At 68.1% G+C, this 15,020-nt stretch carries 11 protein-coding genes and 1 riboswitch; of the genes, 2 read left to right on the top strand and 9 right to left on the bottom strand.

Features of this window, described 5'->3' with window-relative positions; translation table 11 throughout:
- Positions 1 to 156: 156 nt before the first annotated feature.
- Genes greA through carA form a run of 3 tightly spaced genes read right to left on the bottom strand, consistent with a single transcriptional unit; the run spans position 157 to position 4,986 of the window.
- On the bottom strand, positions 157 to 633 hold the full coding sequence (gene greA, locus ISN75_RS09355; RefSeq protein WP_167257686.1) for a transcription elongation factor GreA: 477 nt from the start codon (positions 631 to 633) through the stop codon (positions 157 to 159).
- The gene (carB, locus tag ISN75_RS09350; RefSeq protein WP_343821346.1) at positions 630 to 3,857 is read right to left on the bottom strand and encodes a carbamoyl-phosphate synthase large subunit; all 3,228 of its coding nucleotides are present in this window, start codon (positions 3,855 to 3,857) and stop codon (positions 630 to 632) included. The genes greA and carB overlap by 4 nt, the downstream gene beginning before the upstream one ends.
- A 1-nt stretch (position 3,858) precedes the next feature.
- Positions 3,859 to 4,986 carry a glutamine-hydrolyzing carbamoyl-phosphate synthase small subunit gene (gene carA, locus ISN75_RS09345; protein ID WP_343821348.1) on the bottom strand — a complete coding sequence of 376 codons (1,128 nt, stop codon included), beginning with the start codon at positions 4,984 to 4,986 and terminating at the stop codon, positions 3,859 to 3,861.
- Positions 4,987 to 5,213: 227 nt separating this feature from the next.
- On the opposite strand from carA, the gene ISN75_RS09340 reads away from it, so the two are divergent.
- Positions 5,214 to 5,909 (top strand): 2OG-Fe(II) oxygenase, encoded by a 696-nt coding sequence (locus ISN75_RS09340; RefSeq protein ID WP_343821350.1) that lies wholly within the window; start codon positions 5,214 to 5,216, stop codon positions 5,907 to 5,909.
- A gap of 60 nt (positions 5,910 to 5,969) precedes the next feature.
- Here the strand turns inward: ISN75_RS09340 and ISN75_RS09335 are convergent, their stop codons facing one another.
- From ISN75_RS09335 to hrcA, 6 genes are all read right to left on the bottom strand, one after another.
- A complete protein-coding gene (locus ISN75_RS09335) occupies positions 5,970 to 6,971 on the bottom strand; it encodes a sodium:calcium antiporter (RefSeq protein ID WP_343821352.1) in 1,002 nt (333 codons plus the stop codon).
- 38 nt (positions 6,972 to 7,009) lie between these two features.
- A riboswitch (yybP-ykoY riboswitch) is annotated at positions 7,010 to 7,202 on the bottom strand.
- A gap of 38 nt (positions 7,203 to 7,240) precedes the next feature.
- Positions 7,241 to 8,035: a 4-hydroxy-tetrahydrodipicolinate reductase gene (gene dapB / locus ISN75_RS09330; RefSeq protein ID WP_343821354.1), complete on the bottom strand. Its 795-nt coding sequence runs from the start codon at positions 8,033 to 8,035 to the stop codon at positions 7,241 to 7,243.
- A gap of 79 nt (positions 8,036 to 8,114) precedes the next feature.
- On the bottom strand, positions 8,115 to 9,242 hold the full coding sequence (gene dnaJ / locus ISN75_RS09325) for a molecular chaperone DnaJ (protein ID WP_167257696.1): 1,128 nt from the start codon (positions 9,240 to 9,242) through the stop codon (positions 8,115 to 8,117).
- 128 nt (positions 9,243 to 9,370) lie between these two features.
- Complete coding sequence (gene dnaK, locus ISN75_RS09320; protein WP_343821412.1) at positions 9,371 to 11,335, bottom strand: molecular chaperone DnaK; 1,965 nt, start codon at positions 11,333 to 11,335, stop codon at positions 9,371 to 9,373.
- 105 nt (positions 11,336 to 11,440) lie between these two features.
- Entirely contained in the window at positions 11,441 to 11,974 is a 534-nt protein-coding gene (gene grpE, locus ISN75_RS09315) for a nucleotide exchange factor GrpE (protein WP_167257698.1), read from the bottom strand.
- Between the two features lie 82 nt (positions 11,975 to 12,056).
- A complete protein-coding gene (gene hrcA / locus ISN75_RS09310) occupies positions 12,057 to 13,118 on the bottom strand; it encodes a heat-inducible transcriptional repressor HrcA (RefSeq protein WP_167257699.1) in 1,062 nt (353 codons plus the stop codon).
- 160 nt (positions 13,119 to 13,278) lie between these two features.
- Here hrcA and recN point away from each other — a divergent pair, with 160 nt between their 5' ends.
- Positions 13,279 to 14,955 carry a DNA repair protein RecN gene (gene recN, locus ISN75_RS09305; RefSeq protein WP_343821356.1) on the top strand — a complete coding sequence of 559 codons (1,677 nt, stop codon included), beginning with the start codon at positions 13,279 to 13,281 and terminating at the stop codon, positions 14,953 to 14,955.
- The last annotated feature ends 65 nt before the right edge of the window (positions 14,956 to 15,020 follow it).

The raw sequence follows: 15,020 nt of genomic DNA, 5'->3' as shown, positions 1-15,020 counted from the left end.
GTCATAAAAAGGGCCGCATCAGCGGCCCTTTTTTATTGCCTGGGTTTCGTAGCACGTAGGTTGGGGTGAGCCGCAGGCGAACCCCAACATCGCAGACTTCACACGTGTCGTACTGTTGGGGTTCGCCTGCGGCTCACCCCAACCTACGGCGCTCGATCAGTTGTAGCGCACCCCGGTGATCACATACCGCTTCGTCCCGTTCGGCGCCTGGAACTCGAAGCTGTCGTCCGCGCTCTTGCCGATCAGCGCGCGGGCGATCGGCGAAGACACCGCGATCAGGCGCTGTTTGATGTCCGCCTCCAGGTCGCCGACGATCTGGTAGGTCACCGCCTCGCCACTGTCCTCGTCCTCCAGGTCCACGATGGCGCCGAACACCACGCGCGAACCGGGATTGAGACGGGTGACGTCGATCACCTCGGCGGTGGACAGCGCGGCTTCGAGTTCGGCGATGCGTCCCTCGGTGAAGCTCTGCTGCTCGCGCGCCGCGTGGTACTCGGCGTTTTCCTTCAGGTCGCCGTGCGCGCGCGCCTCGGCGATGGCCGCGATGATGCGCGGCCGGTCCACGGACTTCAGCCGTTCCAGTTCCGCGCGCAGGCGCTCGGAACCCAGTTTGGTGATAGGGGCGCGACTCATGCTGTGAGCTCCTTGTGCAGCTCCTGCAAGCTGTGCACTTCACCGGCGCCGTGGTAGTCCAGCGAATGCACCAGTGCACGGGCACCGGCGACGGTGGTTGAGTAGGTGACGCGATGCTGCAGGGCTTCGCGGCGGATCGAGAACGAGTCGGCGATCGCCTGCTTGCCCTCGGTGGTGTTGACGATATAGACGATCTCGCCGTTCTTGATCAGGTCGACGATATGCGGGCGGCCTTCGGCCACCTTGTTGATGCGCTCGCAGGCCACGCCATGCCCGGCCAGGTACGCGGCCGTGCCTTCGGTGGCGACCAGGCTGAAACCGCGCGACACGGCGTCCTTGGCCACCGGCAGCAGGCGGTCCTTGTCGGCATCGCGTACCGACACGAACACCTTGCCCTTGGGCGGCGTCTTGATGCCGGCGGCGTCGTGGCCGCGCGCGAAGGCGGCGCCGAAGCTGCGGCCCACGCCCATCACCTCGCCGGTGGAACGCATCTCGGGGCCGAGGATCGGGTCCACGTTCTGGAACTTCAGGAACGGGAAGATCGCTTCCTTCACCGAGTAGTACGACGGGATCACTTCCTTGGTGGTGCCCTGCGCGGTCAGCGTGCGGCCGGCCATGGCGCGCGCGGCGATCTTGGCCAGCGGCACGCCGGTGGCCTTGGACACGAACGGCACCGTGCGCGAGGCGCGCGGATTCACTTCCAGGATGAACACGGTATCGCCCTGGATGGCGAACTGCGTGTTCATCAGGCCGATCACCTTCAGCTCCCTCGCCATCAGCGCGGACTGGCGGCGCAGCTCGTCCTGCACTTCCTTGGAGAGCGAATACGGCGGCAGCGAGCAGGACGAGTCGCCGGAATGCACGCCGGCCTCCTCGATGTGCTCCATGATGCCGCCGACCAGCACGTTGCCTTCGGCGTCGGCGATGATGTCCACGTCCACCTCGACCGCGTGGTCGAGGAAGCGGTCCAGCAGCACCGGCGAATCGTTGGAGACCTGCACCGCCTCGCGGATGTAGCGCGAGAGATCGGCATCGCCGTAGACGATTTCCATCGCGCGGCCGCCCAGCACGTAGCTCGGGCGCACCACCAGCGGGTAGCCGATCTCGCGCGCCAGCGCCAGCGCCTCGTCGGCGTTGCGCGCGGTGCGGTTCGGCGGCTGCTTCAGGCCGATCTTCTCGATCATCTGCTGGAAGCGCTCGCGGTCCTCGGCCAGGTCGATCGAGTCCGGCGAGGTGCCGATCACCGGCGCGCCGGCCGCTTCGAGCGCGCGCGCCAGCTTCAGCGGGGTCTGGCCGCCGTACTGCACGATCACGCCCTTGGGTTTTTCAAGGTCCACGATCTCCAGCACGTCTTCCAGCGTCAGCGGCTCGAAGTACAGGCGGTCGGAGGTGTCGTAGTCGGTGGACACGGTTTCCGGGTTGCAGTTGACCATGATGGTCTCGAACCCGTCCTCGCGCAGCGCCAGCGCCGCATGCACGCAGCAGTAGTCGAACTCGATGCCCTGGCCGATGCGGTTCGGACCGCCGCCCAGCACCATGATCTTGTCGCGGCTGGTGGGGTTGGCTTCGCACTCTTCCTCGTAGGTCGAGTACATGTAGGCCGTGGTGGTGGCGAATTCGGCGGCGCAGGAATCCACGCGCTTGTACACCGGGCGCACGCCCAGGGTACGGCGCAGGTGGCGCACGGCGGCTTCGTCGGTGCCGGTCAGTTCCGCGATGCGCGCGTCGGAGAAGCCCATGCGCTTCAACTCGCGCATGCGCAGTGCGTCCAGCGCGCTGATGCCCTGCGCCTGCACTTCGTTCTCGGTCAGCACGATGTCCTCGAACGCGGCGAGGAACCACGGATCCACGCGGCTGAGGCCGTACACCTCTTCCAGCGACAGGCCGGCGCGGAACGCGTCGCCCAGGTGGAACACGCGGTCCGGGCGCGGCTCGCGCAGCTCGCGCTTGAGCGCGGCCAGGCCTTCGTCGCTGGTGAAATCCACGCCGGTCGGGTTCAGGCCGGTCTTGCCGATCTCCAGGCCGCGCAGCGCCTTCTGCAGCGACTCGTGGAAGGTGCGGCCCATCGCCATCACCTCGCCCACCGACTTCATCTGCGTGGTCAGGCGCGCATCGGCCGAGGGGAATTTCTCGAAGGCGAAGCGCGGAATCTTGGTGACCACGTAGTCGATGGTCGGCTCGAACGAGGCCGGGGTGAGGCCGCCGGTGATGTCGTTCTTGAGCTCATCCAGCGTGTAGCCCACGGCCAGCTTCGCCGCGATCTTGGCGATCGGGAAGCCGGTGGCCTTGGAGGCCAGCGCCGAGGAGCGCGACACGCGCGGGTTCATCTCGATCACCACCACGCGGCCGTCCTCGGCATTGATGCCGAACTGCACGTTGGAGCCGCCGGTGTCCACGCCGATCTTGCGCAGCACGGCGATCGAGGCGTCGCGCAGGCGCTGGTATTCCTTGTCCGTAAGCGTCTGCGCCGGCGCCACGGTGATCGAGTCGCCGGTGTGCACGCCCATCGGATCGAGATTTTCGATCGAGCACACGATGATGCAGTTGTCCGCCTTGTCGCGGACCACTTCCATCTCGAATTCCTTCCAGCCCAGCACCGATTCCTCGACGAGGATTTCGTGCACGGGCGAGAGATCGAGGCCGCGCCTGGCGATCTCCTCGAATTCTTCCTTGTTGTAGGCGATGCCGCCGCCCGAACCGCCGAGGGTGAAGCTGGGGCGGATGATGGTGGGGAAGCCCACCTTGGCCTGGATGTCCAGCGCCTGCTCGAAGGTCTTGGCCACCTCGGCCTTGGGGCATTCCAGGCCGATGTCCTTCATGGCGATGCGGAACAGCTCGCGGTCCTCGGCCATGCGGATGGCTTCGCGCGAGGCGCCGATCAGTTCCACGCCGTACTTTTCCAGCACGCCGTTGTCGGCCAGGTCCAGCGCGCAATTGAGGCCGGTCTGGCCGCCCATGGTGGGCAGCACCGCGTCGGGGCGCTCCTTGGCGATGATGCGTTCCACCGTCTGCCAGTTGATCGGCTCGATGTAGACCGCGTCGGCGGTTTCCGGGTCGGTCATGATCGTGGCGGGGTTGGAGTTCACCAGGATCACCCGGTAGCCCTCTTCCTTCAGCGCCTTGCAGGCCTGCGCGCCGGAGTAGTCGAACTCGCAGGCCTGGCCGATCACGATCGGGCCGGCGCCGATGATCAGGACGCTCTTGATGTCTGTGCGCTTGGGCATCTCAGCGGGACTCCTGCATCAGCTGGGCGAAACGTTCGAAGAGGTAACCGATGTCGTGCGGGCCGGGGCTGGCTTCCGGGTGGCCCTGGAAGCAGAACGCCGGGCGGTCGGTGAGCGCGAAGCCCTGCAGCGAGCCGTCGAACAGCGAGCTGTGGGTGACGCGCACGTTGGCCGGCAAGGTGGCCGGGTCGACCGCGAAGCCGTGGTTCTGCGAGGTGATCAGCACGCGGCCGTCGTCGTGGTCCTTCACCGGATGGTTGGCGCCGTGATGGCCGAACTTCATCTTCAAGGTCTTGGCGCCCAGCGCCAGGCCCATGATCTGGTGGCCCAGGCAGATGCCGAACAGCGGGATCTTCGCGTCCAGGAATTCGCGCGTGGCGGCCACCGCGTAATCGCAGGCCGCCGGGTCGCCGGGGCCGTTGGACAGGAACACGCCGTCCGGCTTCATCGCCAGCACCTCGGCGGCGGGCGTCTGCGCCGGCACCACGGTGATGTCGCAGCCCTGCGCGGCGAGCAGGCGCAGAATGTTGAACTTCACGCCGTAGTCGTAGGCCACCACCTTGAAGCGCGTGGCCGGCTGTTCGAAGGCCTGGCGGTCCAGATCGTAGGTGCCTTCCTTCCAGGCGTAGGGACTGGTCACGCTGACCACCTTGGCCAGGTCCATGCCGTTGAGGCCCGGGAAGGCGCGCGCCTTGGCCAGCGCGGCCTCGGCGTCGGCGTGCTCGCCGGCGACGATGCAGCCGGCCAGCGCGCCCTTGTCGCGCAGGATGCGGGTAAGGCGGCGGGTGTCGATGCCGGCGATCGCCACGATGCCCAGGCGCTTGAGGTAGTCCGGCAGGCTCTCGGTGCTGCGCCAGTTGCTCGCGCGGCGCGGCACGTCACGCACGATCAGGCCGGCGGCGTGCACGGCCAGCGACTCAGCGTCCTCGGCGTTGACGCCGGTGTTGCCGATGTGCGGATAGGTCAGGGTGACGATCTGACGCGAGTACGAGGGATCGGTGAGGATCTCCTGGTAGCCGGTCATGGCGGTGTTGAAGACCACTTCGCCAACGGTTTCACCAGTCGCACCCACGGCCTGGCCGTGAAATACGCTGCCGTCTTCGAGGGCAAGCAGAGCGGGAATAGGCATGGAGGGGGCCGCCTTTTAGGTGCAGCAAAGTCCGCAAGCCGCTACCAGCTGGCTTGTGGACCTTGGTCGAGGAAAGTCTTTGGGCGGGTCGCAATGATAGGTGCGAAGGCCTGTTCTGTCCACCGATCTCTACCGCTGACACCGCCGTGAACGTGGCGTGTTCTTGTCCGCCGGACGACAGGACAGGCGCTACACTAGCGCCCGTTCCAAAGGAGATGCACACGCCCATGAGCGCCGCCGTTCTGCTCGATCCTGCCCGCCTCGACCGACCGGACACGGATATCAGGCTGGAGCCCTTCCCGTTCCTGATCGCCCACGGGCAGCTGCCGGACGAGTCGCGCACCGACCTGGAACGCGATTTCCCGCGCTACGCCAGCGCCGGTTTCTTTCCCTACGACGCCAGCGACTGCGGCCCCACCGTCAACGCCCTGGTCGAGCGCCTGACCACGCCGGAATTCGCCGGCGCGATCGGCAAGCGCCTAGGGATAGAGAACCTGGGCCAGTACCCCACCCTGGTCACCCTGTGCCGCTCGCTCAACAAGCGCCACGGCACCATCCACACCGACAGCAAGTCCAAGGTCGCCACCGCCCTGCTCTACCTCAACACGCAGTGGCCGGACACCAGCGACGGCTGCCTGCGCTTCCTGGGCAGCATCGACAATATCGACGACATCGTCGCGCCCGAACTCAAGCCGCTGTACGGCGAGTTCGCGGTGTTCAAGCGCTGCGACAACTCCTTCCACGGCCACCTGCCCTACGAGGGCGAGCGCCGGGTGATCCAGGTGGCCTGGCTCACCAGCGAGGAGGAAAAGCTGCGCAAGACCAAGCGCGGCAAGTTCGCCCGCGCCTTCAAGAAGCTGTTCGGCTCGCTCGACCGCAAGCTCGGCGCGGACCGCGACCGCAACGCAGCGCACCGGGACTGAGCGCCCCGCGCGGCTTGCCGCAATGAAAAGCGCCGGCCGCAAGCCGGCGCTTTTTTTGGTTCACGCGGCGAAATGCCAGGCCACGTACAGCGCGAACACGCCGTACAGGCCGCCCACCGGCACGATCCAGCGCGCATCCACGCGGCCGCGGCGGAACAGCCACCACAGCGCGATCACCGCCACGCCGGTCAGCACGCCGGCCACCATCAGTGGCGCATCGAACAGCCAGGGCGTGGCGAAGATCGCCAGCGCGCTGGGAATGGTGGCCTGGATCATCATGGCGCCGGAGATATTCGCCAGCGCCAGCCGCTCCTTGCCCTGGCGCACCCAGATCAGCGCATTCACCGTCTCCGGCAGCTCGGTCGCCACCGGGCTCAGCACCAGCGCCACCAGGTGCGGCGACAGCTGCAGGGCCAGGCCGATCGCCTCGATCTGCTTGACGAAGGTATGCGAGGCGAAGGCGATTACCAGCAGCGCCAGCGTGGTCTGCAGCAGCACGCGCGACAGCGCGGGGTCCAGCGCCTTGGGCTGGAATTTCAGCGGCTCCAGTTCCTCTTCTTCCGGCGCGGTGTCGGCGTTCTGCAGCTCGCGCCACACGTACAGGCCGTACGCGGCCAGGAACAGCACGCCCAGCCAGGGCTTCCACGCGAACGCGATCAGGCCCAGGCCGCACTTGACCACGAAGATGCCGAGGAACCAGCCCTGGTCGCGCGCCAGGCGTCCGTGCTCCACGCGCACCAGGTTGTCGGTGCGCTGCAGCCGGCGGCGATTGGCCCACAAGGCCAGGCCGACCACCGCATAGGCGATCGTCGCCAGCACCAGCGGGCCGCCCAGCGCGGCGCCGACGCCGATGTCCTTCTGCTCGGGCGTGCGGCCCAGCACCACCGCGACGAAGGTGACGGCGCTTTCCGGCAGCGCCGTGCCGAACGCGGCCAGCACGGTGCCGGTGGCGGTGGCGCCGAGGTTGAGCTTGCGCCCGAACCACTCGACGCCGTTGACGAAGTATTCGCAGGCGACGTAGATCGCGCCGGCCGAGAGCAGGAACAGGAAGGCGGTGAGCATGGGCTTCGAATCCTAGGCCGGGCGAGCGGATAACCGATGGCAACGACGCACCTCGCCCGGCCGGGCAAGCGCGTCGCGCCAAAGGTCTCGCCGGGCATGCGGCCACCGTGACCGGTAGCGGCTGCCATTCGCGCCATGAAGCCGAAGCTTCAAGTCTGTTGACGCGAATTCCTCTGGTGGTGGAAGCGAAGCTTCCGGGAGCGAGGATGGCTACTCCCCAATGACAACGGGCGGCATGGTAGCGGCGCCGCCGGGCCGCAGCAAGCCGCTCAGCGCCGCAGGCGCTCGGACAACATGGTGTCGATGTCCCAGGCGCCGGGCTGGCGGCCGGCCAGCCAGTGCGCGGCTTCGATGGCGCCGCGGGCGAAGATCGAGCGGTCGGTGGCGCGGTGATTAAGTTCCACCCGCTCGCCCTGCCCGATCATCCACACCTCGTGCTCGCCGACGATGTCGCCGCCGCGCACCACGGCAAAGCCGATGCTGCCGTGCTCGCGCGGACCGGTGGTGCCTTCGCGGGCGTAGACGGCGCTGTCGCTCAAGGACAGGTTTCGTCCGGCAGCCGCCGCTTCGCCCAGCGCCAGCGCAGTGCCGGAGGGCGCGTCCACCTTGCGGTTGTGGTGGGCTTCGAGAATGTCCAGGTCCCAGTCCGGCAGGGCCGCCGCGGCTTCGCGCACCAGGCGGCGCAGCACGGCCACGCCGAGGCTGAAGTTGGCGGCGCGCAGTACGGGGATCTCGTGCGTGGCGGCGGCGAGTTGATCCTGCAGCGCCTGATCCAGCCCCGTGGTGCCGGTGACCAGGGCGATCCCGTGCGCACGGCAGTGCGCAAGCGCGGCGCCGAGACCAGCGGGGCCGCTGAAATCGATCGCCACCTCCGGCGCCACGGCCGGCCATTCGCGCGTGTAGCGCAGGCCTTCCTCGCCGGCATGCACCGGCTCGCCCAGCCGCGACGACGAGGCCAGCGCCGCCACCACCTCGAACCGGGCGTCGTCCTTCAGCAGGTCCAGCAAGGCGCGTCCCATGCGGCCCGTGGCGCCGACGACGGCGAGGCGGAGAGGACGGCTCATGCGGGAACTCCTGCGGACGGTGAAGCGGCGATGCTAGCGCCGGCACGCGCCGGCGCAACATCCCGACAAAGATCGGCTGTTACGACGTGACGCGCGACCAGAACTGCTTCACGCCATCCACCCAGGTCTTGGCGCGCGGCGTGTGCTGGTCGGCGTCGTCATGGGTGAAGGTGGCTTCCAGCTGCTCCATCAGCTCGCGCTGCTGCCTGGTCAGGCGCACCGGCGTTTCCACCACCACGTGGCAGATCAGGTCGCCCGTGCGCCCGCTGCGCACCGACTTCACGCCGCGGCCGCGCAGGCGGAACTGCTGTCCCGTCTGGGTTTCCGGCGGCACCTGGATCGACACCTCGCCTTCCAGCGTCGGCACCAGCAGCTCGGCGCCGAGCGCGGCCTGGCCGAAACGGATCGGCAGCTCGCAGTAAAGATCGTTGCCCTGGCGCTGGAAGATGGCGTGGTCGCGCACGTGCACTTCCACGTACAGGTCGCCGGCCTCGGCGCCCGCGCCGCCGGCTTCGCCCTGGCCGGTGAGGCGGATGCGGTCGCCCGTGTCCACGCCGGCCGGAATGCGCACCGACAGCGTGCGGTTTTCTTCCAGGCGGCCTTCGCCGCGGCAGGGGCGGCAGGGTTTCTCGATGGTCTGGCCGGCGCCGCCGCAATGCGGGCAGGTCTGCTGGATCGAGAAGATGCCGTTCTGCATGCGCACGCGGCCGTGGCCGTTGCAGGTGCGGCACTGCGCGGTCTTGCCGTCTTCGGAGCCGGAGCCGTTGCAGTGGTGGCAGTTCACCTGGGTCGGCACCTGGATGTTCTTCTCGACGCCGAACACGGCTTCCTCGAGATCCAGTTCCATCAGGTAGCGCAGGTCGGCGCCGCGGCGCGTGCGTCCGCGCCCGCCGCCGCCCATGCCGAAAATGTCGCCGAAGATGTCGCCGAAGATATCGCCCATGTCGCCGAAGCCGCCGGCGCCGCGCCCGCCCATGCCGCCTTCGAACGCGGCGTGGCCGTGCTGGTCGTACAGCGAGCGCTTCTGCGGATCGGACAGCACTTCGTAGGCCTCCTTGGCCTCCTTGAACTTCTCCTGCGCATGGGGATCGTCCGGACAGCGGTCCGGGTGGTACTTCATCGCCAGGCGGCGGAAGGACTTCTTCAGTTCGACCTCGGTCACCGTCCGTTCGACGTCGAGGATTTCGTAATAGTCGCGCTTGCTCATGCTGGTTTCCGACTTGGATCGCTGCTTTCCATGAATCGGCGGCGATCCATGACTCTCCTCACGAAACAGCCCGCGCCTCGGTTTCCCCAGGCGCGGGCTGCGTCAGATCGGCCATGACGGCCGCTCCATCACTTCTTGTCGTCGCCCTTCACTTCGGTGAACTCGGCATCGACCACGTCATCGGCCGCACCGGAAGCGCCGCCCTGCTGACCGGCCTGCGGACCGCCGGCACCGGCGCCCTGGGCCGCCGCGTTCAGCGCCTGCGCGGCCTGCTCCAGCTTCTCGATCTTCGCCTCGATCGCGGCCTTGTCGTCGCCGTCCTTCGCCTTCTCGAGCTCCGACAGCGCGCCTTCGATCGTGCTCAGCTGCTCGCCCGGCACCTTGCCGCCGTGCTCCTTCAGCGCGCTGCGCGTGGCATGCACCAGCTGGTCGGCCTTGTTGCGGGTGCTGACCAGTTCCTGGAACTTGCGGTCTTCTTCCTTGTTGGCCTCGGCGTCCGCGACCATGCGGGCGATCTCCTCCTCGGACAGGCCCGAGCCGGCCTTGATCTCGATCTTCTGTTCCTTGCCGGTCTTCTTGTCCTTGGCCGACACGTGCAGGATGCCGTTGGCGTCGATGTCGAAAGTCACTTCGATCTGCGGCATGCCGCGCGGCGCGGCATCGATGCCGGTGAGGTCGAACTTGCCCAGCGACTTGTTCGCGCTGGCGCGCTCGCGCTCACCCTGCAGCACGTGCACGGTCACCGCGGTCTGGTTGTCGTCGGCGGTGGAGAACACTTGCGAGGCCTTGGTCGGCACCGTGGTGTTCTTCTCGATCAGCTTGGTCATCACGCCGCCCATGGTCTCGATGCCCAGCGACAGCGGGGTCACGTCCAGCAGCAGCACGTCCTTGACCGAACCGCCCAGCACGCCGCCCTGGATCGCGGCGCCCACGGCCACGGCCTCATCGGGGTTGACGTCCTTGCGCGGCTCCTTGCCGAAGAAGTCCTTCACCGACTCCTGCACCTTGGGCATGCGGGTCTGGCCGCCGACCAGGATCACCTCGTCGATGTCCGAGACGCGCAGGCCCGCATCGTTCAGCGCGGTGCGGCAGGGTTCGATGGTGCGCTTGACCAGGTCTTCCACCAGCGCTTCGAGCTTGGCGCGGGTCAGCTTGATGTTGAGGTGCTTCGGACCCGAGGCATCGGCCGTGACGTACGGCAGATTCACTTCGGTCTGGTGGCTGGAGGACAGCTCGATCTTGGCGCGCTCGGCGGCGTCCTTCAGGCGCTGCAGGGCCAGCGGATCCTTGCGCAGGTCCATGCCCTGGTCCTTCTTGAACTCTTCCACCAGGTAGTCGATGACGCGCAGGTCGAAGTCTTCGCCGCCCAGGAAGGTGTCGCCGTTGGTGGCCAGCACCTCGAACTGCTTCTCGCCGTCGACGTCGGCGATCTCGATGATCGACACGTCGAAGGTGCCGCCGCCCAGGTCGTACACCGCGATCTTGCGGTCGCCGCCCTTCTTGTCCAGGCCGTAGGCCAGGGCCGCCGCGGTCGGCTCGTTGATGATGCGCTTCACTTCCAGGCCGGCGATCTTGCCGGCGTCCTTGGTGGCCTGGCGCTGGCTGTCGTTGAAGTAGGCCGGCACGGTGATCACCGCTTCGGTGACCGGCTCGCCGAGATAGTCCTCGGCGGTCTTCTTCATCTTCATCAGCACCTTCGCCGAGATCTCCTGCGGCGCCATCTTCTTGCCATCGGCGGTGCTGACCCAGGCGTCGCCGTTGTCGTGCGCGACGATGCCGTACGGCACGATGTGCAGGTCTTTCTGCACTTCGGCGTCGGTGAACTTGCGGCCGATCAGGCGCTTCACCGCGTAGAAGGTGTTCTTCGGGTTGGTCACGCTCTGGCGCTTGGCGGGCGCGCCCACCAGCACTTCGCCGTCCTTGGTGAAAGCGACGATCGAAGGCGTGGTGCGATCGCCTTCCGAGTTCTCGATGACCTTGGCCGTGCTGCCGTCCATGATGGCGACGCAGGAGTTGGTCGTACCCAGGTCGATGCCGATGATCTTGCCCATGTCTGTATGCTCCGAATCTCGATGCGGCCCCGCGGCCGCGATGTCTGGTCAAATGGGGCCCGGCTCAGGCGATTCAACGCGCCGGCGGACCCTTCTCTGGTGTTTTGAAGCTGTCGGCGTGGCCGCGTTCAGGCGGCCAAACCCAGGTCAGTCCTTGGCGACCGCGACCAGCGCGGGACGCAGCAGGCGGTCGTTCAGCACGTAGCCCTTCTGCAGCACGCTGACCACCGTGTTCGGCGCCTTGCCCGGCGCTTCCACCATGCTCACCGCGTGATGGCGCTCCGGATCCAGCGGCTGGCCGACCGGGTCGACCTGCACGAGGCCGTTGTTCTCGGCGATCTTCAGCAGCGACTTGAGCGTGAGCGCGATGCCCTCGCGCACGCTGGCCACGTCGCCGCCTTCCACCGTCAGGCCCATTTCCAGGCCGTCGTACACCGGCAGCAGCTCGTTGAGCAGCTTTTCGTTGGCGAAGCGGCGGGCCTGCTCCACGTCGCGGTGCAGGCGGCGGCGCTGGTTCTCGATCTCGGCCTTCTCGCGCAGCACGGTGTCGCGCAGCTCCGTGTTGGCGGCTTCGAGTTCGGCGACCCGGGCCTTCAAGGCCTCGAGTTCGGCGTGGGCCTGCGCGTCCGGCGCGTTGGCCTCGGGCGCCCCGCTGGGCACCTGCTGGTCGTTGTTCTGCATGAAAGACTCCAAAACCCAAACATGGCCGGCACGGCGTGCCGACCTCCCTACATTGCGCGGGTAACCCCGCCTCCCGTGGCGGTTATAAGGCCGTGGCGGCGCGATTCAAGGCGTCGCTCAGCACGCCGGCCGTGGCCTGCACGACCGGGATCACCCGCTCGTAGGCCATGCGGGTGGGGCCGATCACCCCGACCGCCCCCAGCACGCGCCCCTGGGTGCCGTAGGTGGCGGTGACCACGCTGCAGCCGTCCAGTGCCGCGAAGCCCGATTCCTCGCCGATGAACAGCCGCACGCCCGGCGCCCGGGCGCACACTTCCATCAGCTGCAGCAGCTCGTTTTTCTTCTGGAACGCCTCGAACAGCTCGCGCAGGCGCTCCAGGTTGGCCAGTTCGGCGTAGCCCATGAGGTTGGTCTGGCCGCTGACCAGCACGTCGTCGCTCTCGCTCTGCGGCGCGAACGAGGCGGCGGCGAGCTCCACCGTGCTGGACATCATCCGGTTCAGTTCGCTGCTGGCCTCGCGCAGCTCGCGCAGCAGGTGGGCGCGGATGTCGTCCAGGCGCAGCCCGGCGAAATGCGCATTGAGGTAATTGGCGGCCTGTTCCAGCTCGCCCGGGTCCAGCGGCTTGGCCAGCTGGATCACGCGGTTCTGCACCTGGTTGTCCGAGAACACCAGGATCACCAGCACGCGCGCCTCCGGCAGGGCCACGAAGTCGATATGGCGCAGCGGGAAATCCACCTGCCGCGGCACCGTGACCACGCCGGCGAAATGGGTCATGGCCGAGAGCAGGCTGGACACGTTGCCCAGCAGGTCGCGCGTGGTGGTGGGGCCGGCCGGCAGCTCGCGCTGCAGGCGGGCCATTTCCTCGTGCGGCAGCGGCTGCAGCTCGATCAGGCTGTCCACGAACAGGCGCAGGCCGCGCGGCGTCGGCACGCGGCCGGCCGAAGTGTGCGGCGAGGCGACCAGGCCGGCGTCTTCCAGGTCGGCCATGATGTTGCGGATGGTGGCGGGGCTGACGTCCAGCCCGGAGGAGCGCGACAGGGTGCGCGATCCCACCGGCTCGCCGTCGGCCAGGTACTGCGCGATCAGCGTGCGCAGCAGCCGCCGGGCGCGGATATCCAGGTCGTGGGCGAGAGGTCGTGACATGCGCGCTGTGGCAATCCGTGAGACGGCTAAGAAATAAGGTTTGGTCCGCTAGTTTGCAAGAAAACCGGACAGGCGGGGGCTGGTACCGGGGGCGTTCAGGCCCGCTCCTCCCCGCCGGGGTCTGCCTTTACAATCCTCCGACTCACCGACGCGATACCCCATGCTTACCTCGCTCTACGTCCGCCATTTCGCAGTAGTAGAAGAAGCCGAGATCGCCTTCGGCCCAGGCCTTACCGTGGTCAGCGGCGAGACCGGCGCCGGCAAGTCCCTGCAGGTCGACGCCCTGCTGCTGCTGGCCGGCGGCCGCGCCGACAGCGGCATGGTCCGCGCCGGCAGCGACCGCGCGGAACTGGCCGCCGAATTCGACCTGGCCGCCCTGCCCGAGGCGCGCGAATGGCTGCGCAGCGAGGAACTGGACGAAGAGGACGGCAGCTGCCGCCTGCGCCGGGTGATCCGCGCCGAGGGCAGCTCGCGCGCCTGGATCAACGGCCGTCCGGCCAGCGCCAGCCAGCTCGGCGAGCTGGCCACCCTGCTGGTGGAAATCCACGGCCAGCACGAGCACCAGGCCCTGCTCTCCCGCGCCCACCAGATGGCACTGCTGGACGCCTACGCCGGCCACGACGAACTGCTGGCCCAGGCCCGCGACAGCGCCGTGCAGTGGCGCGAGGCCGGCGCGCGCATCCGCAAGCTCAGCGGCGGCGAAGACCGCGAGCAGCGCCTGGAACTGCTGCGCCACGAGGCGGCGGAACTGGAGCAATGGGTGCTGGCCCCGGCCGAACTGGCGGAGCTGGAAGCCAGCCACAAGCGCCTGGCCAATGCCGGCCGGCTGGCCGAAGGCGCCTCCGGCGTGGCCGAGCTGATCGACGGCGACAGCGAGCTGGCGCTCAGCCGCGCCCTGGCCCGCGCCCACGCCGACCTGGACAAGCTGGCCGCCCTGGACGACCGCCTCGCCCCGCTGCTGCAGCTACTGGACGACGCCGCCATCCAGCTGGGCGAAGCCGCCGACGGCCTCAATCGCTACGCCCAGGACGTGGACCTGGACCCGGAGCGCTACACCGAGGTCGACACCCACCTCACCCGCCTGCACGAGCTCTCGCGCAAGCACCGCACGCCGGTGTCCGACCTGCACGAGAAAACCGCCGCCCTGCGCGCGGAACTCACCGAACTGGAAGGCGCCGGCGAAGCGCTGGAACAACTCGCCGCCCAGCGCGACCAGCTGCGCCGCGACTACGACGCCGCCGCCACCAGGCTGAGCAAGGCCCGCGCCGCGGCCGCCGCCAAACTGGGCAAGGAAGTCGGCGCGCTGATGTCGGAACTGGGCATGGCCGGCGGCCAGCTGGTGATCGAGCTGGAACCAGCCGGCAGCGACGAACCGGACCCGCAGGGCCGCGAACGCTGCGAGCTGCTGGTCAGCGCCAACCCCGGCCAGCCGCCGCGCCCGCTGCGCAAGGTGGCATCCGGCGGCGAACTGGCGCGCATCAGCCTGGCCATCGAAGTGGCCACGCTGGGCAAGGACACGGTCGGCACCATGGTGTTCGACGAAGTGGACACCGGCATCGGCGGCGCCGTCGCCGAAGTGGTCGGCCAGAAGCTGCGCGCCCTGGGCGGCCAGCGGCAGGTGCTGTGCGTCACCCATCTGCCGCAGGTGGCGGCGCAGGGCCATGCGCACCTGCGCGTGAGCAAGCACAGCGACGGCAGTTCGACGCAGACGCGGATCGAGAAGCTGGATGCGAACGGACGTCGCGACGAGCTGGCGCGGATGCTGGGCGGGGTGGAGATCACCAAGGAGACGCGGGCGCACGCGAAGCAGATGCTGGATAGGGCGCAGACGGCCTGAGCTTTTGCTCGTCATTCCTGCGCAGGCAGGAATCCAGTGACGTCAGCGTCGGATTATCGCGAAAA

The organism is Dyella marensis (assembly GCF_049532885.1).
Classification (GTDB): domain Bacteria; phylum Pseudomonadota; class Gammaproteobacteria; order Xanthomonadales; family Rhodanobacteraceae; genus Dyella_D; species Dyella_D marensis.
The sequence above is the reverse complement of the archived record's forward strand: the minus strand, read 5'-3'. Positions and strand labels throughout refer to the sequence as shown.